The organism is Streptomyces sp. NPDC111507 (assembly GCF_055638955.1).
This window is the reverse complement of the sequence record NZ_JBVKBU010000003.1, coordinates 1120351-1143256: the sequence shown is the minus strand read 5'-3', so window position 1 is coordinate 1143256 and position 22906 is coordinate 1120351. Positions and strand designations below refer to the sequence as shown.

Annotated in this window: 18 protein-coding genes; 8 read left to right on the top strand and 10 right to left on the bottom strand. The window is 72.5% G+C overall.

The genetic code is table 11. The features are described from left to right. Positions 1 to 6 precede the first annotated feature (6 nt). Both ACZ7M2_RS17640 and ACZ7M2_RS17635 read right to left on the bottom strand, forming a co-directional pair. The gene (locus tag ACZ7M2_RS17640; RefSeq protein ID WP_471595993.1) at positions 7 to 1413 is read right to left on the bottom strand and encodes a GAF domain-containing protein; all 1407 of its coding nucleotides are present in this window, start codon (positions 1411 to 1413) and stop codon (positions 7 to 9) included. Between the two features lie 353 nt (positions 1414 to 1766). Beyond that, entirely contained in the window at positions 1767 to 3401 is a 1635-nt protein-coding gene (locus ACZ7M2_RS17635) for an acyl-CoA dehydrogenase family protein (protein WP_352052698.1), read from the bottom strand. Positions 3402 to 3418: 17 nt separating this feature from the next. Here ACZ7M2_RS17635 and ACZ7M2_RS17630 point away from each other — a divergent pair, with 17 nt between their 5' ends. Next, positions 3419 to 4582, top strand: coding sequence for a YihY/virulence factor BrkB family protein (locus tag ACZ7M2_RS17630; protein ID WP_352052699.1), 1164 nt, complete (start codon positions 3419 to 3421; stop codon positions 4580 to 4582). A gap of 18 nt (positions 4583 to 4600) precedes the next feature. Here the strand turns inward: ACZ7M2_RS17630 and ACZ7M2_RS17625 are convergent, their stop codons facing one another. Beyond that, positions 4601 to 5452: an NAD(P)H-binding protein gene (locus ACZ7M2_RS17625; protein WP_471595992.1), complete on the bottom strand. Its 852-nt coding sequence runs from the start codon at positions 5450 to 5452 to the stop codon at positions 4601 to 4603. Positions 5453 to 5555: 103 nt separating this feature from the next. Here ACZ7M2_RS17625 and ACZ7M2_RS17620 point away from each other — a divergent pair, with 103 nt between their 5' ends. Next, entirely contained in the window at positions 5556 to 6491 is a 936-nt protein-coding gene (locus tag ACZ7M2_RS17620; protein ID WP_471595991.1) for an AraC family transcriptional regulator, read from the top strand. A 10-nt stretch (positions 6492 to 6501) separates the two neighbouring features. Continuing rightward, positions 6502 to 7188: a helix-turn-helix domain-containing protein gene (locus tag ACZ7M2_RS17615; RefSeq protein ID WP_471595990.1), complete on the top strand. Its 687-nt coding sequence runs from the start codon at positions 6502 to 6504 to the stop codon at positions 7186 to 7188. Here ACZ7M2_RS17615 and ACZ7M2_RS17610 read toward each other — a convergent pair. Beyond that, positions 7171 to 7575, bottom strand: coding sequence for a VOC family protein (locus ACZ7M2_RS17610; protein ID WP_471595989.1), 405 nt, complete (start codon positions 7573 to 7575; stop codon positions 7171 to 7173). The two genes, ACZ7M2_RS17615 and ACZ7M2_RS17610, sit on opposite strands and share 18 nt — an antisense overlap. Positions 7576 to 7750: 175 nt before the next feature. Between ACZ7M2_RS17610 and ACZ7M2_RS17605 the strand changes: the two genes are divergently transcribed. The 3 genes from ACZ7M2_RS17605 to ACZ7M2_RS17595 all read left to right on the top strand — a co-directional run bounded on the left by ACZ7M2_RS17605 (position 7751) and on the right by ACZ7M2_RS17595 (position 9608). Continuing rightward, positions 7751 to 8152, top strand: coding sequence for a DUF3592 domain-containing protein (locus tag ACZ7M2_RS17605; RefSeq protein ID WP_471595988.1), 402 nt, complete (start codon positions 7751 to 7753; stop codon positions 8150 to 8152). A gap of 73 nt (positions 8153 to 8225) precedes the next feature. Continuing rightward, positions 8226 to 8879 (top strand): hypothetical protein, encoded by a 654-nt coding sequence (locus tag ACZ7M2_RS17600; RefSeq protein WP_471595987.1) that lies wholly within the window; start codon positions 8226 to 8228, stop codon positions 8877 to 8879. Between the two features lie 75 nt (positions 8880 to 8954). Continuing rightward, positions 8955 to 9608, top strand: a complete 654-nt coding sequence (locus ACZ7M2_RS17595; protein ID WP_471595986.1) for a ThuA domain-containing protein — start codon at positions 8955 to 8957, stop codon at positions 9606 to 9608. Here the strand turns inward: ACZ7M2_RS17595 and ACZ7M2_RS17590 are convergent. The 4 genes from ACZ7M2_RS17590 to ACZ7M2_RS17575 all read right to left on the bottom strand — a co-directional run bounded on the left by ACZ7M2_RS17590 (position 9586) and on the right by ACZ7M2_RS17575 (position 15619). Next, positions 9586 to 10662: a LacI family DNA-binding transcriptional regulator gene (locus ACZ7M2_RS17590; RefSeq protein ID WP_471595985.1), complete on the bottom strand. Its 1077-nt coding sequence runs from the start codon at positions 10660 to 10662 to the stop codon at positions 9586 to 9588. The two genes, ACZ7M2_RS17595 and ACZ7M2_RS17590, sit on opposite strands and share 23 nt — an antisense overlap. Before the next feature lie 226 nt (positions 10663 to 10888). Continuing rightward, complete coding sequence (locus ACZ7M2_RS17585; RefSeq protein ID WP_471595984.1) at positions 10889 to 11608, bottom strand: hypothetical protein; 720 nt, start codon at positions 11606 to 11608, stop codon at positions 10889 to 10891. 314 nt (positions 11609 to 11922) lie between these two features. Beyond that, positions 11923 to 14133 (bottom strand): hypothetical protein, encoded by a 2211-nt coding sequence (locus tag ACZ7M2_RS17580; protein WP_471595983.1) that lies wholly within the window; start codon positions 14131 to 14133, stop codon positions 11923 to 11925. Between the two features lie 148 nt (positions 14134 to 14281). Then, complete coding sequence (locus ACZ7M2_RS17575; protein ID WP_471595982.1) at positions 14282 to 15619, bottom strand: acyltransferase family protein; 1338 nt, start codon at positions 15617 to 15619, stop codon at positions 14282 to 14284. Positions 15620 to 15890: 271 nt separating this feature from the next. Here ACZ7M2_RS17575 and ACZ7M2_RS17570 point away from each other — a divergent pair, with 271 nt between their 5' ends. After that, complete coding sequence (locus tag ACZ7M2_RS17570) at positions 15891 to 17537, top strand: carboxylesterase/lipase family protein (protein ID WP_471595981.1); 1647 nt, start codon at positions 15891 to 15893, stop codon at positions 17535 to 17537. Positions 17538 to 17702: 165 nt separating this feature from the next. Here ACZ7M2_RS17570 and mmuM read toward each other — a convergent pair whose 3' ends face one another. Continuing rightward, the gene (gene mmuM, locus ACZ7M2_RS17565) at positions 17703 to 18647 is read right to left on the bottom strand and encodes a homocysteine S-methyltransferase (RefSeq protein WP_471595980.1); all 945 of its coding nucleotides are present in this window, start codon (positions 18645 to 18647) and stop codon (positions 17703 to 17705) included. A gap of 218 nt (positions 18648 to 18865) precedes the next feature. Between mmuM and ACZ7M2_RS17560 the strand changes: the two genes are divergently transcribed. Beyond that, on the top strand, positions 18866 to 20665 hold the full coding sequence (locus ACZ7M2_RS17560; RefSeq protein WP_471595979.1) for a leucine-rich repeat domain-containing protein: 1800 nt from the start codon (positions 18866 to 18868) through the stop codon (positions 20663 to 20665). Position 20666: 1 nt separating this feature from the next. On the opposite strand, the gene ACZ7M2_RS17555 is transcribed toward ACZ7M2_RS17560, so the two are convergent. Then, positions 20667 to 22763, bottom strand: a complete 2097-nt coding sequence (locus ACZ7M2_RS17555) for an autotransporter (protein ID WP_471595978.1) — start codon at positions 22761 to 22763, stop codon at positions 20667 to 20669. Positions 22764 to 22906: the final 143 nt, after the last annotated feature.

Below are 22906 nucleotides of genomic sequence, written 5' to 3'. Positions count from 1 at the left end.
GGGATGCTACGTCAGAGAGCCACGTGCCTGGTCAAGGACCCCGGAAGACGGTCCCGAAATACGCTCCTTGCCTCTCGCAGGGGGCATATTCGGCCGGTCGGGTGACGCGTCGGGCCCTGGTGCGGTACAAGGGGGCCCGGGTTTCCGCGCCCTGCGCACCGCCGGCGCCGTCGAGTGGGGGAGCAGGTCCCGGGGGTCCTCCGGGAGCACCAACTCGACCTCCGCGCTCTCGCAGAATCGATACGGCCGGTGTTCCAGAAAGGCCCCGAGATACCGCCGTACGCGCGACATCTCGGCCCGCACCGTCACCGTACGACCGGGGTCGTCGAACAGGTCGTCGGCGAGCCCCGAGGCGCTGCGCCCGGCGGGCCGGACGGCCAGCAGGTACAGCAACTCGGCATGCCGGGGGCTCAGTTCGTGGCACCAGGAGCCCGCTTCGGACGAGACGGTCACCGAGGAGCGGCGCGGGTGCGCCAGGTCCAGGACGATCCGCGCGGCCCCCCGGGGCCCCGGCTCGTCGGCGGCCCGCAGCAGCCAGCCGCCGGGCAGCGGCTCCACCACGCACAGCCCGAGCGTCGGCAGCCAACTCCGCCCGGGAGCGAGCGCCTTGGGCAGCGCGAGCCGTGCGGTGTACGGCATCCCGGTGACCGCGGCCGTCCAGCCGTCCTGGTCCACGGCGAGGGCGCGCCCGCCGAGCCGGGCGAGCACCGGCGCCGCCACCGCGCGCAGCCCCTCCAGCGAGGTCAGGTGCAGCTCGCGCAGGCGCGCCTCGGCGAGTTTGGCCACCGAGCCGACCAGGGCGAGTGTCGCCGGGTGCAGGGTGTCCAGCGGCCCGCTCACGTCCACGACGCCGATCAGACTGCCGTCGCGCGGGTCGGTGATCGGGGCGCCGGTGCAGGTCCACGAGTGGTGGGTACGCACGAAGTGCTCGGCGGAGAAGACCTGGACGGGGCGCCGGGCGACCAGCGGGGTGCCCACACCGTTCGTACCGACCACGCCCTCGCGCCAGTCCGCCCCGAGTTCGAAGCCGAACCCGTCGGCCTTGCGCAGCACGGACGCGCTGCCCTCCCGCCACAGCACCCGGCCCTCCGCGTCCGCGACCACCATGATGTGGTGCGCGACGTCCGCGACCGAGAGCAGGCCCTCGCGCAGTACCGGCAGGACGTGCCGCAGCTGTGAGGTCTGGCGCCGCCGCTCGACCTCGTCACGGACCAGTAGCCCGGCCCGGAAGTCGTGGTCGGGGTCGACCCCGCCGCGCAGCATGCGCTCCCAGGACTGCTCGATCACCGGGCGTGGCGCGAGGCGGGCGGGCTGTCCGGAGAGCGTCGCGTCGCGCACCTCGCGCAGGACACGGGCCGCCTGGGCGGCGTCCAGGGCGGCGAGCCGCGTCACGTCGATCGGCGAGTGCGCCACGGAATCCTCCCCATCCTTCCCGGACGGACGGACCGACGGGTTCGGGGCACCTGTGGCCCACCACTGCCCGGCCCTTTTCGGCCACGGTCGCCCGGGCACGTACTGACTGCTGTTCTTATAGTGCCGCTCGGCGCCGACGGAGGGGCACAGTCCGGCCACAGAGGCCGGAAAAGTTGCAACCCCCTGCAACCCTGGCGAACAGCCGTACGGGGTCGGAAACTTGAGCAACGCCGCCTATGCGGCGTTCGCGCTCCTCACAACGGGGCCAGAGAGCGGGGGTGGTGCCGTGTCGGCGCAGCACCACCCCCGCGCCCGGTACGGAGACCGGCTCAGGACACACCTCAGGACACGGCTCAGGAAACCGGTCGGGCCCGTTCCACCACCGTGGCCAGATCGAGACTGTGCGGCAGGGTGCCGAACGCCGAGCCCCAGTCGCCGCCCAGCCGTGAGGCGCAGAACGCGTCGGCGACCTCCGGCGGCGCGTACCGCACCAGCAGCGACCCCTGCAGCACCAGCGCGACACGCTCCGCGAGCCTGCGCCCGCGACCCTCGATACCGTCCAGGTCGGCGAGTTCGCCCAGCAGGTTCTTGATCGCGCCGTCGAGCCGGTGGTCGGCGCCGCGGGCCCGGCCCACCTCCTGCAGGAACGCGTTCAGCGCCTGCGGCTCCCGCTGGATCGCGCGCAGCAGGTCGAGGGCCTGCACATTGCCCGCTCCCTCCCAGATGGAGTTGAGCGGCGACTCGCGCAGCAGCCTCGGCATGCCGGACTCCTCGACGTACCCGTTGCCGCCCAGGCACTCCAGTGCCTCCACCGCCACCGGGGTGCAGCGCTTGGTCACCCAGTACTTGGCGGCCGGCACCGCGAGCCGCAGGAAGGCCCGCTCGTCCTCGCCGCCGTCGTCGTACGCCGCCGCCAGACGCATCGCCAGCGTCGTCGCCGCCTCCGACTCCAGCGCCAGGTCCGCCAGCACATTGCGCATCAGCGGCTTGTCGATCAGCTTGCCGCCGAAGGCCTCCCGGTAGGTGCAGTGGTGCACGGCCTGCGCCACGGCCTGCCGCATGACGGCGGCGGCGCCGAGCACACAGTCCAGCCGGGTCACCGCGACCATCTCGATGATGGTGCGCACCCCGCGCCCCTCGTCCCCGACCCGGCGGGCCCAGGTCCCGTCGAACTCGACCTCGCTCGACGCGTTCGACTTGTTGCCGAGCTTGTCCTTGAGCCGCTGGATGCGGAACACGTTGTGGGTCCCGTCCTCCAGCACCCTCGGCACCAGAAAACAGGTGAGCCCGCCCGGCGCCTGCGCCAGCACCAGGAACCCGTCCGACATCGGCGCCGAACAGAACCACTTGTGCCCGGTCAGCTCGTAGGTCCCGTCCTCGGCGAGCGGCCGCGCCTCGGTCCTGTTCGCCCGTACGTCACTGCCGCCCTGCTTCTCCGTCATGCCCATCCCGAAGAGCACACCGGCCTTCTGGGAGGCGGGCCGCAGCCCCTGGTCGTAGACGGTGGACGTGAGCAGCGGTTCCCAGAGGGCGGCGAGAGCCGGGTCGGTGCGCAGGGCGGGCACCGCCGCGTGGGTCATCGACAGCGGGCAGCCGTGGCCCGCCTCGGCCTGCGACCACACGACGAAGCCGGCCGCGCGCCTGAGGTGACCGCCGGGACGGCTCCAGGCCGCCGTCAGCCCCGCCGAGACCCCCTTGCCGAGCAGTCGGTGCCAGGCGGGATGGAAATCGACCTCGTCGACGCGGTTGCCGTAGCGGTCGTGGGTGCGCAGCTTCGGCGGATTCTCGTTGGCCAGCACCCCCCACTCCTGCACCTGCGCGGAGCCCGTCGTACGCCCGAGCAGCGACAGCTCCTCGCGTGCCTCGTCGAGAAGTCCTGGATCAAGGTGCCGCTCGACCGCCTCCACGAGGGCCCGGTCGGCGGCAAAGACGTCATATCCGACCAGGGGCGGAGCCTGGTTGGTCACGGTGTGGGTGCTGGCTGCCATACGGATACGGTAAGGACGTGCACCAGGCAAAAGAAACACCTGAACGGTCTCCCGTGGGCCGCTTTCACCGCGCTCGCGCGCTGTACAGGAACGTGTCGAAGCGAAGGACCGCCTGGCTGCTGCTCAAGGACACCGTCAACTCCTGCATGGAGTACCGGATCCTGGGGCTGGCGGCCGAGGCCGCCTTCTTCACACTCCTGTCCGTGCCGCCCCTGCTACTGAGCCTCATCGGGCTGCTCGGGTACGTGGACGACTGGACCGGCGCGCACTCGATCGCGAGCCTGGAGTCCAACATCATGGAGGCCTCCCGCACGGTCCTCACGGACAAGGGCGTCCACCAGATCGCCGAACCGATCCTTCACGACGTGATGAAGGGCGGCAGGCCCGACATCATCTCCCTCGGCTTCCTCTTCGCCCTGTGGTCGGGCTCACGCGCGGTGAACGTCTTCGTCGACACCATCACCGTGATGTACGGCCTCGACGGCACCCGGGGGATCGTGGCGACCCGCGTGATGTCGTTCCTGTTGTTCATCGTGGCGCTGCTGATCGGCTCGATCGCGCTGCCGCTGATGGTCGCGGGCCCGGACGCGGTGGTGCAGATCGTGCCGTGGTCGGCGACTCTCGTACAGGTCCTGTACTGGCCTGTCGTCATCGTGCTGTCGGTCGTCTTCCTGACCACGCTGTACCACGTGTCCGTGCCCGTCCGCTCACCCTGGGTGGAGGACGTGCCCGGCGCCCTGGTCGCCCTCGCCATGTGGGTCTTCGGCAGCTTCCTGCTCCGTATCTACCTGACCAGCACGGTCGAGGGCCCGACGATCTACGGCTCACTCGCCGCCCCCGTGGCCGTCCTGCTGTGGATCGGTGTGTCCGCGTTCGCCGTCCTCGTCGGCGCCGCCGTCAACGCGGCCATCGACCGGGTCTGGCCCGCCGCCGCCACGGCCGCGGCCCGCGCCGCGAACGAGCGCCTGCGTCAGGAGCAGGCCGCCGAGTACGTAGCCCGCGCCGCCGCCCACCGCGCCGCCGACCCCGACCCCGACGACCCGGACATGCCCTCCGAGTTCCCGGAACGCTGGTCCCGCTTCCTCCCCCCGGAGGACGTGACCTCCCGCCTCCGCACCCACGTCAAGAGCACCCACCACCCCCGCAAGAGCAACGACGACGACCACTGCGTCGACGAATAGCACGCTGCGGGCGGAGCCTCACCCCTTCCAGGCCCCCGCGCCCGCCGCCTCCCGAGCGAATTCTGCGAAGTCCCGCGGCTCCCGCCCCAGAACCTCCCGCACGCCCTCCGACAGGTAGGAGTTGCGCCCGTCGAGCAGGCTCTCGAAGAGCTCGACGAGGAACTCGGCCTCCTCCGCCGGCACCCCGAACCCGGCCAGCCGATCGCCGTACTGGCGCGCCGTCACCGGGAGATACGTCAGCTCACCCCCCGTCGCCGCCGCGATCTCCCCCACCGCCTCCCGAAAACTCAGCAGCCGGGGCCCGGAGACGGCGAGCTCCTGCCCGGCGTACCGGTCGCCCCCCGTGAGCACGGCCACCACGACGTCCGCGATGTCCCGCACATCGATGAACGGCTCTCGCACCTCACCGGCGGGAAACACCAGTTCCCCGCGGAGCAGCCCCTCCACCAACGGCCCCTCGCTGAAGTTCTGCGCGAACCACGCGGCCCGTACGACCGTCCAGTCGGCGCCCGACGCCCGTAGCGCCTCCTCGGCCGGCCGCGCCCGCTCCTCACCCCGCGAGGACAGCAGCACCAGCCGCCGCACCCCCAGCCCGACCGCCTCCCGTGCCAGACCCCCGATCATCTCGGCCGCGTCGGGCGAGCCGACGTCCGTGGGGTGGACGAGATACGCCGCGTCGGCACCCCGCAGGGTGTCCGCCCACGTCGACCGGTCCGTCCAGTCGAACCCCGCCGCACGGGACGCGGCCCGCACCCTCAGCCCCGCCGCCCGCGCGGCCTCGGCCACCCGCCGTCCGGTACGCCCCGTGGCGCCCGTCACCAGCACCGTCATGTCCCGTACGTGCTCTTCTCGTGCCCTGTTCCGCGTCATACCGTCAGTGAATCGCCGCTCGCGCAGGGCTCCCATCGCCGAGGGACTCATTCCCATAAGCGGACGTCTACGTCCCTTCCCCAGGGACGTCTACGCTGACGCCATGGACGCACTCGCCGGTCTGCTGGAGGGCCCCCGGGCACGCGGTGCCTTCATGATCCGTGCGTGCTTCGACCCGCCCTGGTGCGTGCGCGTCGAGGACCGCGCCCCCCTCACGATCATGCTCGTGGTGCGCGGCGAGGCCTGGGTCGTGCCGGACGCGGGGGAGCGCGTGTTCCTGCGGGCCGGTGACCTCGCGATCGCCCGCGGCCCTGACCCGTACACGTGCGTGGACGAACCGGGGACCCCGCCGCAGGCGGTGATCCTGCCGGGCGGCGAGTGCGCCTACCCCGACGGGCGGTCCCTGAAGGGCCAGTGGGACCTGGACGTCCGCACCTGGGGCGACCGGCTCGACGGCTCCACGGTGCTGCTGATCGGGACCTACATGATGCGGGGCGAGATCAACGGCAGACTGCTCGACGCCCTGCCGCCGCTGCTCTCCCTCACCCAGGACGTGTGGGACTGCCCGCTCACCGCGATCCTCACCGAGGAGATCGTCCGTGACGAGCCCGGCCAGGAGGTGGTCCTGGACCGGCTCCTCGACCTCCTCATGATCGCCGCGCTGCGCGCCTGGTTCTCCCGTCCGGAGGCCGCCGCCCCGGCCTGGTACCGGGCGCTCGCGGACCCCGTCGTCGGCCGGGTGCTGCGGTTCGTCCAGGACGACCCGGCACACCCCTGGACGGTGGCGACGCTCGCAGCGAAAGCCGGGGTGTCCCGGGCCGCGCTGGCCCGCCGCTTCAGCGAACTCGTGGGCGAGCCCCCGATGACGTACCTCACCGGCTGGCGCCTCGCCCTGGCCGCCGACCGGCTGCGCGAGACGGACGACACCCTTGAGGCGATCGCCCGCCACGTCGGCTACGGCAGCGCGTTCGCCCTGTCCAGCGCCTTCAAACGGGTGTACGGGGTGAGCCCGCAGGAGCACCGGACGCGGGCGGCGTAGCCTGACGTACATGTACGTGGAGCGGCCTTCCCGGTTGGCGGGCGCCGTCGTGTGGTCCCGTGGAACGTCCCGTTCCACGGTGGGGTCCGTGCTTCCCGACGGCTGTATGGACCTGCTCTGGCACGGGGGGCGGCTGTCCGTCGCCGGGCCCGACACCCGGGCGTACGTTCCCGAGGGCGCGGCCGGGCACTGGGCGGGCGTCCGTTTCTACCCCGGCACGGGGCCGACGTTCCTCGGCGTACCCGCCCATGAACTGCGCGATCTGCGCGTCGACTTGGCGGACCTGTGGCCGGCCTCGGAGGTCCGGCGCCGCACCGCGCGGGTCGCCGCGGCCGCCGACCCGGTGACCGCGCTGGAGCAGGTGGCACTGGACCTGGCGGCTGGCACCGATCCCCCCGACCCGCTGCTGCGGGAGGTGGTGACGGCCCTGGACTCGGGCCGGTCGATCGCGGCGACGGCCGACCGACTCGGCCTGAGCGCACGCCAGTTGCACCGCCGCTCACTGACCGCGTTCGGCTACGGCCCCAAGACCCTCGCCCGCGTCCTGCGTCTGCAACGGGCGCTCGCCCTCGCCCGCGCAGGGGTCCCCTTCGCGGAGACGGCGGCCCGCTCCGGCTTCGCCGACCAGGCCCATCTGGCCCGGGACGTACGGGAGTTGGCGGGCATGCCGCTGGGGGAACTACTCGGGCGCGGGTAGCGGCGCGAACAGGTCGACGCCATTGCCGTCCGGGTCGAGCGCGACCGCGTACCGCATCCCCCAGAAGGCGTCCCACGGCTTGAGCTCGCCGTGGTACCCGGCGCCTACCAGGTCCTCGTAGACGGAGTCGACCTGCGCGGGACTGTCACAGCCGAAGGCGAGCGAGACCCGGCCGCCCCCGTCGGCCGGTGGTCGCCACCCCGGGTGGAACGACCGGATCGTGTCCTCGGTGTCGATCGCCAGCCGCAGCCCGCCGGGCAGTTCGGCCTCGACGTGCGGCTGGTCCTCGGCGCCCTCGGGGAAGACGAGCCCGAGGCGGCGGTAGAAGGCGAGCGTGGCGGCCATGTCGGAGGCGACCAGGCCGATCACGGCGAATCGTGGAGTCATGGGGACACCGTAGGCAGGGCGCGGGAAGCGGGTCTTGAACGAATCGGACAGAGTTCCTCCGCAGACAGAGTCCCTCCGCGGGCGGAGCGACGGGAACCGGACTCACGAAGGAGCACGTCTCCGGTGGCCGGGACAGATCGAGTACGGGTTACCGGTGCGGAGGGAAGGCGAAGGCATGGCAGGCACACTCGGGGGCGTCCTGTGCGGGGGAGCCGGCGTGCTCCTCCTCGGCTGCGCGCTCTCGGAAGGCGTCCAGATGCGCCGGCTGCGCCGTCACGGGCTCCACACCCACGGCGTCGTGGTCGACAACGTCCGCGTCCACAGTGAGGACGGGCCGGAATGGGTGCCGGTCATCGAGTTCCTGGACCACCGTGGCCACCGAGTGGAGTTCAAGCCGCGGATGCGCGGATCCGGAATGGGGCTCGCCACCGGGCTGACCGTGCCCGTGATCTATCCGCCGCACAACCCGCAGCGGGCCAGGGTGAGGATGTGGCGACACATGACGGGACCGGTGGTTCTCATGGCGTTCGCGGCGGCGGTCTTCCTCGCGGTGGGCGTCTTCATCGCCGTGCACTGACGCGTATCTGTACTGAGGCAGATGAGGGAGATGGGGCAGACCTGTGGAACACCTGTGCGGCAGGATGGGCGCCATGATCCGACCTGTGCGCGTGCTGTTGCTCCCGGTGGTGCTGCTGCTTCCCGTACTGCTCGCGGGGTGCGGGACGGGGAAGGCGGGGGCGAGGACCGGGGCGGACTCGTCGGCGTCGGTCGCCGTGCCGAGCCGGGCCGAACTCGACGCACGCGCACGTGCGTTGCAGATCGCACCGGAACTCGTGTACGTCACGAAGGCTCCCGGCTTCACCCTCGCCCAGCAGTCGGTCGGCGTGTACGGCGACGACGGCTACTCCGGCGTGTACTGGGCGCAGGAGACCGGCGCCCAGATCCAACTGTCCGTGGAGCGGGGCGCGATGACGGCGCGGTCCTGCCCGAAGCAGCCGGTCGGCGGTATGGCGGGCGAGCGGACGGTGTGCGAGCGGGACGGCGACGCGTGGTACCGCGCCGGTGGGGGCCGGCACGAGTACGTGCTCGTCGAGAAGGGCCATGTGCTGAAAGTGAGCGGTGACTCGGCGAAGGTGACGCGGGCCGTCCTGCGCTCCGCTCTCCACTCCGCCCACCGCCCGAGCGACACCGAACTCGCCGCCGTCCTGCCGCCGGCTCGGACGGCCACGGCGCCCGTGGAGCGGGGTGACCTGCCGTCGACGGGGGACGGGGCGCCCAACAACGAGGTGGGTACCTCGGGTTGAGCATGGATCGCCCCGCCGCTGACCCGGTGCCCCGCCCCGCAGCCGGAGACGATCCCCAGGCATAGGCTCGCGCCCATGACCACCCGCGTTCTCGTCTACACCCGCACCACCGACTACCGGCACGACTCCATCCCGGCCGCCGTCGCCGCTGTACGCGCCCAGGGCGCGAGCCACGGCTTCGACGTCGACGCCACCGAGGACCCGGCCGCCTTCGAGGCGCCCCTCGACCCGTACGCGGCGGTCGTCTTCCTCTCCACGAGCGGGGACGTGCTGACCCCGCCCGGACGGACCCGGCTCGCGGCGTACGTCGAGGGCGGCGGCGGGTTCGTCGGAGTGCACGCCGCCGCCTGCACCGAGTACGACTGGCCGTACTACGGCGAACTCCTCGGCGCGCGCTTCGACCGGCACCCGGAGTACCAGCCGGGCAAGGCCGTCGTCGAGGACCGCGGGCATCCCGCGACCGCACACCTGCCGACCGTCTGGGAGTTCACCGACGAGTGGTACGACTTCCGCGCCAACCCGCGCGGTGCGGTCCGCGTCCTCGCCTCCGCCGACGAATCCTCGTACGAGGGCGGCGGCATGGGCCGGGACCATCCCCTCGTCTGGTGCCGGGACCAGGGCGCGGGACGGGTCTTCTACACCGCGCTCGGGCACGCCGCGGAGGCGTACGAGGATCCCGGCTTCCGCGCGCATCTGCTCGGCGGCATCACCTGGGCGGCCGCCCGCTGAGCGATTCGGCCGCTCTCCAGCGGCTCGGTACCGGCCCCGTACTCGCCCGTTCCACCAGACGCGTCGACAACTCCGTACGCGTGCCCTCGGGCTGCTCGCCCGCCATCATCCGCACGAGCAGACGCAGCGCCGTCGCGGCCATCTCGGAGAGCGGCTGGCGCACGGTGGTGAGCGCCGGAGTGGCCCAGCGCGACTCGGGAAGGTCGTCGAAGCCGACCACGCTGAAGTCGTGCGGGACGCTCAACTCCCTCTCGGACAGGGCCTGGTAGGCGCCGAGGGCCATCCGGTCGGAGCAGACGAAGACGGCGGTGGGCGGCTCGGGGAGGTCGAGGAGTTCCCGCATGCGTCGGTGGGCGCCGGTCTCGCTGAAGCCGCCGTAACGGACGTACTCGGGGCGGTGTCCGATCCCGGCCGAGGCGAGGGCCGAGCGGTAGCCGGCGACCCGGGCGCCGCCCCACATCCTGCGGCGGAAGCCGCCGATGACACCGATGCGTTCGTGGCCGAGGGAGAGGAGATGTTCCGTCGCCAGCACTCCGCCCTGCCAGTTGGCCGCGCCCACCGACACGACACCGGGGGGCGGTTCGAGCACCGGGTCGATCATCACGAACGGGATGCGGTGCTGCTCCAGCCAGGCGTACTGGGACGGGGTGAGCTCGGCCAGGTTGAACAGCACGCCCGCCGAGCCCCGCGTGGTGAGCTTGTCCAGCCAGTCGCGCTCCGGGCGCCCGCTCCCTGTCCGGGGCAGGCCGACCGAGACGACCACCTCCAGGCCCGCGTCGTGCGCCGCGCCCTCCACCCCGTGCAGCACCGCGCCCGAACAGGAGCTCTCCAGCGAGTGCACCACGAGGTCGACCAGCCCCGGCGGCTTTGCCGCCTCGAAGCGGGGTCTGCGGACGTAGCCGAGCCGGTCGAGCGCCTCGGTGACCCGGCGGCGGGTCTCCGGTGCCACGTCCTCCCGGCCGTTGACCACCTTCGACGCCGTCGGCACCGAGACCCCCGCCGCACGGGCGACGACCGCCAGCGTCGGCCCGGCCACGCTTCCCGTACGCACCATGAGAGCCCGCCTCCCCGGCCCGCCCGAGGGCCCCTCGAAAGTTTCGAACAGCACAGTTCGCGCGACCGGCACCGCGACCGCGTAGCAACCGCTTTCTACATTAGGCCCGCCTCAACACGGCGTGAAGGGGAAAGGATTGACGGAAGTCCGCGGGAGTCCGCGCGGGCCGAAACTTTCGAAATACCGAACGCGCACCGGGTCGTGCCGGCCGCGCGACCGGGCACGGTCAGGCGATCAGGACGGCATCTCCCAGCGCCGTGGTGAAGTAGGACTTGCCCTCCGAGCCGGTCTTCGTCATGACGCAGGTGATCTTTACCTGGTCCTGCCCGGAGATGTCGACCGAGAGCTTCGTGACGGAGCTGGAGCGGGTCTCCACGGGGCGGCCGATCTGGTTCCCGGAGGCGCTGGTCACGGAGACGGAGCCGACCGACCCGATGGCGTTGTACGAATCGGAGGCGATGCCCACCGAGGCCTGGAGGGTCTTGTAGCCGCTGACGTTGTACACGGCGCTCTGACCGTTCGCGTCGCAGTTGAGCCGGACGGCCTTCGGATAGCTGTGACCGAGCAGCGTGGCGGGGGAGGCGTTCGCCTCGCCCCCGCCGTCCACCACGCCCAGGTCCGCGAGGAAGGTCCGTCGGCCCGGGGCGGGGCTCCCGGAGGGGTCGCTCGGGTCGTCGGTGGGTGACTCGCCCCCGGAGAGAGTGGACTCGGACGGGCTCGCCGTGACGGTCGAAGTGGCTGTCACGGTCGCGGTCGCGGTGGCCTCCGCCGACGGCTTCGCATCGTCCCCGGAATCCTTGTTGATCACGACCACCTGCCCGCCGAAGAAGCCGCCCGCGGCCGTCGCGGCAAGGACGACCAGTTCGACCCACCGCGGAATGCCCCGCTGACGGCGTGGAGCGGGTGGCGGCTCGGCGGCGTCCCGTTGTTGCTTGTCGAGATTCACAGTTGTCCCTCTGTGGAGCGGCGGACCGGCGGACCGGCCGGGACCGGTCGCGTCCCGGTTCGTGTGCTGGTGACATGCGTCCGGGCAGGCCAAGTCGGCCCGCCCGGACACACAATGTGACGGTCACGCTAGCCAGCTGAAAGGCGGCGTGTGGGCACGGTCGGCACTTCCGATCCGGCAATCGGAGTGCGTTTCACAAGGGGCGCGTGCTGGAGAGGACGTGCGCCACCGCGCGCCCCCCTCGGAGGCCGTTCCGGCACGTCCCGGTGTCCCCTTCGGGAGCCGCTCCTGCAGGTCCGCGTGCCCCGGTCGGCTCACGTCTCCCACACGTCGAGCCGGCCCGTGGTGTCGAGCGTCGCGATCCGCCGGCCGTCACGGGTGGCGGCGAAGTCGTTGTAGTAGCCGGACTGTTGAAGCTGCGTCCCGGCCGGTCCGACGGTGGGGCACACGAGCCGGCCGCGCTTGAGCCAGAGCAGGGTGCCCGTGTCCGTACACACCAGACGCATCTGCGCCGCACCGCCTCCTTCGAGGCTCTCCCGGTCTCCCAGCGGTCTGCGGTAGACCTCCTTGTCGTCGTCGACGCTCCACACCACGACCTCCTCGAAGGTCACGCACCCCACGTGGCCGCCGGACGGGGAGACCGCCAGCCAGCACCCGGGGTCGGGCAGCAGCGCGCGCAGGAACCTGTGCCTGGCGTAAGGCAGGCTGTTGACCGTCTCCTTCACCAGGGGCTCGCCGCCCCTGCGGTGCATGTGGACCCTCCTCGAACTCGCCATGGCGATCACGGAACCGTCGGTGCTGACGGCGCTCGCCGCCAGGGCCGGCGGGCACCCGACGGACTCGATCGGCGTCCCGTCGTCGAACCTCCGTACCGTCAGCCGATTCCTGTCGTGTGTCGCCAGGATGTCCCCGCCGCTGGTCACCAGGAAGTGATCGGTACCGAGGCGGACCGGGGCCGCGCGCCGCACGCCGCCGTCCCGGGGGAAGTGCGTGATGTCCAGTCCCTCCGGACGGGCCACGACGACGCTGTGGGTCAGGGAGGCCACCAGGGCCTGGTGCCCGAGCCGCAGCGCCGGTGACCGGCCCCCGACGCCGGGCAGTTCCTCACCCGAGACGGTCCACCGCCTGACGCCTCCGCGCCCGTCGACGACCACGACCGTGTGGTCCGGTCCGAACCCGACCACGGCCTCCTTGTCCCGCACCCCCGATTCCGCACTCCACAGCTTCCGGCGAGGCGCCTGGTCCGGTACGAAGGCGGGGGCCGCCGGCGTGCGCGGCCCGGTCAGTCCGGGCATCTCGAACGAGTCCCTGGCGGGCCGCACGGACGGCAGATCCGCCGTCCCGCCCGGGGCGGTACGCCCCAGCAGTTCTCCGGCCGCGTGCGCGGCGAGCCGCGCGCACCACGTACGACCGGTGTCGCCGAGGTCGGTGTACGAGGTGAACAGCAGCGCCTGGGCCTGGAGCGAGAGCAGGAACTGCAGTTCCCAGGAGTCGCTCCAGCGCCGCTCGCGCATGATCCGCAGCGCCGTGTCCCGGATGGCGGCCACCCGCGCCGCCGCCTTCGGCACGATTTCGGCGCGGTGCGTGGCGGCCGGGTCGACCACGAACCGGAGCAGGGCGTGGCGCTGATCCGGCGGCAGGGGGTGCCGGATGTGGGGGACCAGGGCGGACAGCAGCAGGGTCGCGAGGTCGCGGCCGAGCGCGGCCCGGTCGCGGAAGGTGCACAGATCGATCAGGTGGTACTCGCCCGCGCGGACCTCCTTCTCCCAGCGGGACACGATGATGTTGTCCAGGTGCAGATCGCCGTGGGCCCGGCCGCGCAGCACGCGTACGGAGGGATCGGGCAGCGCGGCGGAGCCGCCGGTCACCATCAGGTAGGGGTTGGGCAGGCGCAGTCCGTCGCTGTAGACCCAGGGCGGCGAGGGTTCCAGGACGCCCAGGCCGCGACCCCAGGCGCGGACCGAACCACCGCCCTCCCAGGCGTCGCCCAGTTCGGCGCGCAGGAAGTCCGAGGCGGTCACCGGCTCCGGGACGGCGGCCTGTGCCCGCTCCTCGGCGGGACCGTTCCACTCGGTCAGTAGCCCGCGCACGACCTCCGCGAGCACCCGTTCGGTCTCCTCGCCGTCGAGCGAACCCAACGGCGTGCTGTCCCGCAGGCTACCGCCCGCCGCTTCCTGGAACATGAGGGTCCGACCGTCCGGAAGATCCCGGGCGGGGAACGGCTGTCCCACCAGGTGGCGTCGGGCGAAGTCGGGGGCTGCTTCCAGTGCCGCGCTCAACGCCTCGGGTTCGCGGGCGGACGCTCCGGCGGGGAGGACCTTGACGATGAGCATCCGGGCCGGAGGCGCGCATTCCACCGCGAGGAGCGCGGCGCCCGTGTAGCTCCTGCCGGGCACGCTCCACAGGGGGCGCCGCACATACAGGGCCGTCAGCCCCTCCTCCCGTGCCCAGTCGGTGAGTTCCTCGACGACCCCGGGACCGCAGTCCCGTCGGATGATCTCGGCGTCTTCCTTCGCGATGCGCACCAAAGAGAGCTCCTCGGACGGCTCTGACCGGACGGATCAGCCTTCCACGAAGCCATGGACGACACGGGGAAAGTCCTGAAATCTGCCGACCGCCGGACCGTCCCGCCGCGGTCCGCCGCCCGCCCCGCCGACGGCGGCCGACATGGCGTCAGGCGGCTTCCCGCAGAGCCTCCTTGGGCTCCCCGGGGTTCCGGTCGACCGCCGTCCGGCGACGGGCCGTCAGCAGTGTCGTGCCCACCAGCAGGCCCAGCGCGGGCAGGACGGGGAACCGGCCGTCGGGGGCGAAGCCCCGGGTGGCGAAGCGGGTCAGGGCGGTGACGCTCGCCGCCAGACCGAGCCAGGGCAGCCAGGAGAGGGAGGAGCGGGACGAGCGGGAGAAGCCGGGATCCGGGCGAGTCCGTTCGTAGAGGAGGCTCAGCCCGCGCTCCAGAGGACGCAGCGCCCGCACGACACCGGTCAGAACGACACCGAGCACGAGGAGCCACGGCAACCGGAGTCCCCACCAGGCCGCGGACCCGAGCGCGGGTTCGGGCGCGAGACCGGTCAGATAGAACACGGCGGCGACGATCAGCACCGGCAGCATGTGCCACAGATACAGCGTCATGCTGGCGCCGCCCACGGGGCGCACCGCAAGCCACACCCGCTCGCGGTCCAGCAGCCGTCGTACCGCGGGCGCGGCCAGCAGGCACAGGCCGACCTGGGCCACCGCCCACGCCAGCATCGCCGCCGACGGCGGATCGGTGTTGCTGGGGGTCTGCCCGGTCACCAGGATCAGACTGACCGGGAACGGCCCGAGGGTGATCAGCGCGGCGAAGGCCAGCCCGCCGCCCGCCGCCAGCGCGGCCGGGAGCGGCCGGCGCTCCGTCAGCAGGCCGTCCCGCCAGCAGAAACCCAGTTGGTAGGCCACGCCCCAGACGAGCACGTAGTCGAGCAGCCCGACGTACGGCATGTGCACCGTCACCACCAGGGTGTCGGCCACGAGGGCGACCGCACCCAACGCCACCGGGACGAGGAGCCCCCAGCGCCGGTGCGCCGCGTGCAGCGGCGGGGTCAGAGCGCTGAGGAGCAGATACACCGGAAGGAACCAGAACTGCATCGCCATCGCCCAGCCCACCAGTTCAAGGGTGTCCGGGTCCACGCCGACCGCCGAACAGACCCCTACGGCGGACAGCACGAGACCGCTGTACACGGCGGCCGGAAGCAGCAGCCGCAGCGCCCGCGCTCCGACCCACCCGGCGGCCGTACCGCCCGCCGCCCGGGTCCGCGCCCAACTGCCGCCCGCCGCATGGCCTCCGGCGAGGAAGAACAGCGGCATGATCTGAAACCCCAGCGTCAGCCACTGGGTCCAGGGCACGGTCGCCAGCAGCTCCGGCGCGCGGATCTCCCCGCCGGGCTCCCGGACGAGGGCGGTGATCAGCCAGTGGCCGAGCACCACCAGGCCGATCGCCCACGCGCGCAGGAAGTCGACGTAGCGGTCTCTGCTCATGGGCTGTCATGCTGCCGCAGTGCCACCACCGGCCACCGCGGGGAGCCCGGGCCGCAACCAATTCGTGCCCGGTACGACATCCCCCGTGGGCAGGAGCCCGACAGGCCCGGGCCGGCGGGAGCCGGAGCAGGCCGCCGGCACCGCGTCCGTGGCCGATCCGGGCTGGTCGGGCCTCGCCCGATCACCCGTGGCCTGCCAGGGAAGGGGCGGTGGCGATGTGATGCTCTACTGCGGAAGGACACGACGCGCCGGGTGAGGAGCTGGTGGGCGGATGGCGATGGACGCGGTGGACTCGGTTTCACGGACGCACGACCCGGTGGTCACCACTCCCCACGGAGCGGTGCGTGGCCGGTACGAGGACGGGGTCGCCGTCTTCCGCGGCATCCCCTACGCGGCCCCGCCGTTCGGCGCCCGCCGCTTCCGGCCACCCGTCCCGCCCGAGCCCTGGGACGGTGTGCGTGACGCGGGAGAGTTCGGACCGACGCCGCCCAAGCCCCCGTACTCCGAGGCGTTCGCACGGCTCCTCGCCGACCCCGTCGTGCCCGGCGACGACTGCCTCAACCTGAACGTCTGGACACCGGAGCCCGGCCCCGGGGCCCGGCTGCCCGTCATGGTGTGGATCCACGGCGGCGCCCTGACCCGCGGCTCGTCGGCCGTGCCCGTCTACGACGGCCACGCCTTCGCACGTGACGGTGTCGTCCTCGTCTCGATCAACTACCGGCTGGGTGTGGAGGGTTACGGGCTCTTCCCGGATGCGCCGCCCAACGCCGGGCTACGCGACCAGCTCGCCGCGCTGGAGTGGGTGCGGGAGTCGATCGCGCGGTTCGGCGGCGACCCGGACCGGGTGACCGTGTTCGGTGAGTCGGCCGGGGCCATCAGCGTCGGGGCGCTGCTGGCAAGCCCGCGCGCCCAGGGGCTGTTCCGGCGGGCCGTCCTGCAGAGCGGACCGCCGGAGGCGAGCGAGCGCGACAAGGTACGGCGGATGGTGCGCAGAATGGCCACCCGGTTGAAGGTCCCGGCGACGGCGCGGGCGTTCGCCGCCGTGGACCGCGCCCTGCTGCTGCGCACCCAGGCCGACGTGGCCAGGCTCAGCAGCCCCCTCCTCGGCGGGCCCGCCTTCGGGATCGTCGTCGACGGCGACCTCGTCCCGCGCGACCCGATGGAGGCACTTGTCGCGGGCGGCGCGGGCGGCGCGGGCGGCGCGCCCGGCGTCGAACTGCTGCTGGGCTGGACCAGCGAGGAGTACCGGCTGTGGCTGGCCCCGGGAGGACTGCTGGAGCGTGTCGACCGGCTCGGTCCCGTCGCCCTGGCCGGTGCCATGGCCCGCTGCCGCTGCGGCCACGAGGTGCCCCGCGGCTATCGCGCGATCCATCCCGGGGCGGGCACTGCGGACCTCGTCGGGCAGCTGGTCACCGACCATCTGCTGCGGGTGCCGCTGCACCGGCTCGCCGATGCCCGTCCGCCGCGGACACCCGCGTACGTCTACGAGTTCGCCTGGCCCTCCCATGTGCCGGGCCTCGGCGCCTGCCACGCCCTGGAGCTCGGCTTCGTCTTCGACACCGTGGAGGTGCCTGAGGCGGCGCAGCTCGCGGGCCCGGGGGCCCCGCAGGAACTGGCCGACGCGATGCACGCGGCGTGGGTGCGGTTCGCGGTCGAGGGCGACCCGGGCTGGCAGGCCTGGGACGCCTCGCACCCGGTCCGGATCTTCGGCGCGGGCGCACCGCACACCGTATGCGGACCGCGCGACCGTGAACTGGCGCTGTGGGACGCCGAGTCGGGGCGGACCGGTGCACCGCTCGGCTCCCCGGAGTCCGCCCCCTCGCCGCGCCCGCGCCGACCCCGCCGGGTCATGTCCGTCAGGCCGAGCTCGTGGCCACCTCTTCCGCCGGGAGCCGGGGGCGGGCGAGCGCGGCCCTGAGGCGCGCGGCGGCCGGGACCGGGGCGGCGGACCGTCGCGTGTGCCAGTCGGTGACCGCCTGATACGCGGCCTCGGGCAGCGAGAGGGCCTCCGTGATCGGCTGACGAGTACGGGGACTCCCTCACCCGTCCGTGAAGCCCTCGTTGAGCCCGCGCTTCGCCGGAGTCACCGCACGGGCGTCAGCGCCCGGGTGATCCCCGTGATCGCCGCCGGTCCCACCCGGCAGCACCCCCCGATCAGCCGTGCCCCGCCCCGCCGCCAGCCGGTCACCTGCTCGGCCGTGAAGGTCGAGAGCCCGTTCCAGGCCCGCGCCTCGGCGTCCCACACCTCCCCGCTGTTCGGGTACACCACCACCGGCTTCCCGGTCACCCGCGCCGCCGTCTCCACCGCGCCGTCCACATCCTCGGGGGCGCAGCAGTTCACGCCGACCGCGATGATCTCGTCCGCGTCGGCGGCCGGGGCGAAGGCTTCTTCCAAGGGCTGTCCGGCCCGCGTACGGTCCCCGGCGACGGTGTACGACAGCCACGCCGGTACGCCGAGACCGCGTACCGCCCGCAGCAGCGCCTCGGCCTCGTCGGCGTCCGGCACGGTCTCCAGGGCCAGTACGTCGGGCGCGGCGGCGGCCAGCACCTCCAGGCGGGGGCGGTGGAACCGCTCCAGCTCGGCGACGCTCAGCCCGTACCGCCCCCGGTACTCCGAACCGTCCGCGAGCATCGCCCCGTACGGGCCGACCGAAGCGGCCACCCACAGCGGCCGGGTCGCCCCCTTCGCGTGCGCGCGACGGGCCGCCTCCCGCGCCAGCTCCACGCTGAGGCCGAGGAGTTCGGCCGCCCGGCCGTGCGGGATGCCGCGCTGCGCGAAGCCCTCGAAGGTGGCCTGGTAGCTGGAGGTGATCGCCACGTCCGCGCCCGCCTCGAAGTACGCGAGGTGCGCCTCGGTGATCGCCTCGGGCCGCTCGGCGAGCAGCCGCGCCGACCACAGCTCGTCGCTCAGGTCGTGCCCGGCCGACTCCAGCTGGTTGGACATGCCGCCGTCCAGGACGACGGTTCCGGAGACGAGGGCGTCGGCGAGGGAGGGGGAGGAAGCGCTGCGAGGGGTGTCGCTGGTCATGCCACGACGCTAGCCGATGGGGACGGCCGCGACCTGTTATGTCCATCTGGGGACGCCGAACGGCGTTACCGGGAGCGGGGGCCGGCCTTCGGCTGCCTCGCCGGCTGGGCGGCCGAGGCACGTGAACTCGCCCCGCTCCTGGGCTTCCCAGCGGCACCGACCGGCCGTTGACGAAGGGTGCGGGGCCGTTGTCGGACCCTGCCCCTACAGTCCCGTCCATGACTTCGGACCACGGCAACGGCGCCGCACCCCGACTCGACTCGCTGCGCGCCCTCCTGGAGAGCGCCAAACCGGCCCAGGCCCGCAAGGCCGTCCGGGAACTCGTCACGCTCGCCGACGACGGGGAGGCGCTCGACCTGGCCGTCCGCTTCGCCCGGATCGCCGACTACTCCTCGGAGCTGCTGTTACGGCTGTGGCCGACGGCCGCCGACCCCGACGGCTTCTGCGAGGCCCTGCTCGCCCCGGCCTTCCGCCGCGAGGGCCGCACCGAGCTGCGGCTTCGGCGCACGGCCTCGCTCCGCGGACTGCGGCACCTCACCATGCTCCGCGGCCTCCACCTCGACCGCCTCAAGGAGATCACGGACCTCAGCGAGGTCGGCGCGCTCGGCGAGCTGAGGGATCTCGATCTCAACGGGTGCGCGGGCATCGAGGACCTCACTCCTCTCGGCGGCCTCACCGGGCTGACCCGGCTCAATCTGCACCGCTGCCGGGCCGTCGCGGACACGGCCCCGCTGCTGACCCTGGGCAGACTGCGCGAGCTGGACCTGAGCATGACCAAGGTGCGTGCCACACACGGCTTCGGAGCGACCTTCCCCGCCCTGGAGACCCTGTCGCTGCGCGGCTGCCGGGCCTTCAAGGACGCCGGTCAGCTGTCCGGCCTGCGCCGGCTCACCCACCTCGACCTCGGCTGGACCGGCGTCCGCGACCTGACCGGCCTGCGCGACGTACCCGCCGTCACCCACCTCGACCTGCGCAGCTGCGGCCAACTCCGCGACCTGCGGGGCATCGACGCGCTGTCCGGCCTGACCGAGCTGACCCTCGACGAATGTCCCCGCCTGAAGAGCGTCGACGGATTCGGAGTCCATCCCCGTGTGACCAAGGTCGGCATCCATGGGTGCCCTGAACTGGCCGACCTGAGCGGACTGTCGACACTGGCGAACCTCACCCGCCTGCACCTGCGCGGGAGCGAACGGCTCACCTCCCTGCGGGACATCGCGTCACTCCGCCTCCTGAAATCGGTCGGCGTTCTCGACTGCCCGTCCCTGCGGGACTTCTCCGCGCTCGGCGCCCTTCCGTTGCTGGAAGGGCTCTCCATGGTCGGGCTGGACCAGCTCCGTGATCTGTCCCCACTCGGCCTCGTGGGCCATGACCGACTGGCTGATCTGTCGGTCATCGGTTGCCGCAACCTGCGCACCTTCGGAGATCTCTCCGGTCTGACGGCGCTGAGCAGCCTCGGGGTCCACGACTGTCCGTCCCTGACCGACCTCGACGGTCTCGCCGGCCTGCCCGCGCTGAGCAAGCTGACCGTCCTGGACTGCCCCCTGCTCACGGACGCCGACGGCCTGGCCGGCTCCCCGCTGCGCGAGGCGGTCTTCTCCCGCAACCGTGTCCTGGACTCGCTGCGTGCCCTGGAGGAGTGCCCCGACCTGCGGAGTCTGAGTCTGATCAGCTGCCCCCTGGCGCAGGACATACCCGCCGGAGGAATCGAGACGCTCTGCCTGTCCGGCCTGGACTGGAAGGACGTGTCCCGCCTGGCCGGCCACACGAGCCTTCGCGCACTCGACATCCGGGGTCTGTCCGAGCTGCGGGACCTCGGCGCTCTGACGGGACTGCCCGAACTCACGGAGATCAACCTGGGCCACTGCCGCGATCTGGAGGACTGCCGCGCCCTGCTCGACCTGCCGTCCCTGAAGCACGTCACCATGCCCTACCGCATGTGGTACCGCGAGTACCAAGGAGATCCCGATCCCGTCATGACGGAACTCGCGGAGCGCGGGGTGACCGTCGTCCACCCGTGACTCACCGGGAGGCGGCGTGCCGCCGTCCGCCGCGTCGCCGTGACCGCCCCCGCCGGACCACCGGCACGGCGAGCGCGGCCAGCAGCGGTGCGAGCAGCAGCGGCCACCACGCGTTCGCGTTCTCGCTCTCGCCGACGGCGGTGGAGTTCCGCACGGACGCGGCGCCGGACGGGGCGGGGGACGGGGCCGCGGTCCGGTGCTTCGCTACGGCCTTCAGGGTGACGTCGTTGCCGTCGCCCCCGCGATAGCTGATCCGGTACGTGGTGTCGGCGAGCGCGACCGTGGCGCCCTCGCGCAGGCCGGAGAAGGCGCCGGTCGTCCTCGCCCGGCCGGTGTGGTCGAGCACCCTGATCTCGCGGGCGGGGCCGGTCCCGGCGGCCGACAGATCGAGATCCCCGGCCAGCCGGACCGCGCCCGTCACCTTCAGGGGCTTGTCGCGCAGGACCAGCGTGCCCTTCGCGCCCTGCGTGTAGTCGCCGGTCACCGTGAGGGCGCCCGCGACCTCGCCGTCGTTGACGACCGTGCCCCGTACCGTGCCGTTGCCGCTGAGGGACGTGGACACCCGAAGTCCCGTCGTCCGCACGTCCAGCCGCGCACCGGCCGAGGCGAGCCGGATCGCCTTGCTGTGCGCGAGTGTGGCGCCGGAGGCCAGGGCGAGCGTGCCCTTGGTGACTGTTGTCGGGCCCGTGTACGACACCTCGCCGCCTGTCAGGGTCGTCGTCGCGGCGCCCGACTGGGTGAGCCCGCCGGCGCCGTCAACACGGGACAGCGACAGGGGAGTCGCGGTGTTGCGGACGATCAGCGTGCCGTTGTCGACGATGCGCCTGCGCTCGGTGCCGGTCAGCAACGAGCCGTCACCGCCCCGAGCCCCCGAGCCCAGCCGCAGCACGGCGCCCTTCTGGACGGTCGTCGATCCGTCGTAGTACTGCTGTGCCGCGAAGGTCACGTCGTTGCCGGGCGTCCCCTTGATCACGACGTCCCCGGCGCCGGGCGCGGAGAGTGTGTCGTGGTACCGGCCGCCGCCGATGGGCGCGCCCAGGGTGACGGGACCGTCGTAGGCGAAGGTCAGCCGGGACCGGACGCCGCTCGCCATGTGCAGGTTGATGTAGACGGTGTCCTTTGTCCCCGGCATGAAGATCCTGTGGGTGGTTCCGTCGCCCCACTGGACGTCCGCCCCCTCGATGTTGGTGCCGCGCTTGTTCAACTGGTGAGGTACCGGGCGCCAGTTGATGCCCGGGTCGCTCAACGACGGGTCGGTGTCGCCGCCCTGGTCGCTGTAGCCGTACTGGCCGGTGAGCACGACCTTGCTGCCGGGCCGCGAGTGGACGTTGACGTCGCTGCCGTACGCGCGCTGGAAGAAGTTCTGGCGCAGGGTGATCGTCTGGTACAGCGGGGTGTCGATGATCCAGGAGCCCTGGTTGAGAATGGCGCGGGCGTTCGGGAGCGCCACCGGGTACTCGGGGCGGCCCACCGCCATGCCGGTGCCGTTGTCGATCACTCCGGAGAAGGGGTGGGTGCCCGCCAGGTCGAGGGTGCCCCACATGTTGCGCGGCTGGGTGACCAGGCCCGAGCCGCTGATGGTGCCGATGGTGAAGGTGCGGGTGAGGGAGAGGCGCAGGGTGCCGTCGACGCGCACGTTGAGCTGGTTCAGCTGGTAGCCGGGCGTGTTGTAGGGGAAGTGGCCGATCAGACCGGTGCCGCCGCCGGTGCCGTACTGAAGGGTGGCACCCCGCTCGACGGTGATCGCGGGCGGGTCGGGGTTGCTCACGGTGGTATACGGGTGGTTGCCGCCCTGGGTGGTCACCTTCTGCCGCTGCCGGGCCGCCGGGAGCGTGAAGTCGCTGTCCTTGGTGAGGATCAGCGTGCCGTCGCCGCGCACGGTGAGGGTGCCCCGGCCACGGAACACCCCGTCGTACGTCGTCGTGCCGGACGGCACGGTGACCACCGTGTCGCCGGTGAGCGTGACGTCCCGGTCCGCGAGGACGTCGGCGGTGGCGTCACGGCCTGCGGAGGCCGCGGCGGTGGGGGCGCCGAGTGTGAGGGCGACCGTGGCGAGGGCCCCGGCGACCGCTGCTGTCTTGTGGGTATGGCTGCGCACGTCATCGGAGACGCACGCGGACGGCGGCGATAACAGAAATCTCGCGTCCATCTTTGTCACGCGCGACCCGTTGACCTTCCCGTAACACACCCTTACCTTTTCGGCGTTCGTAATGACAGATGCCGTACGAAATCTCGACCCCC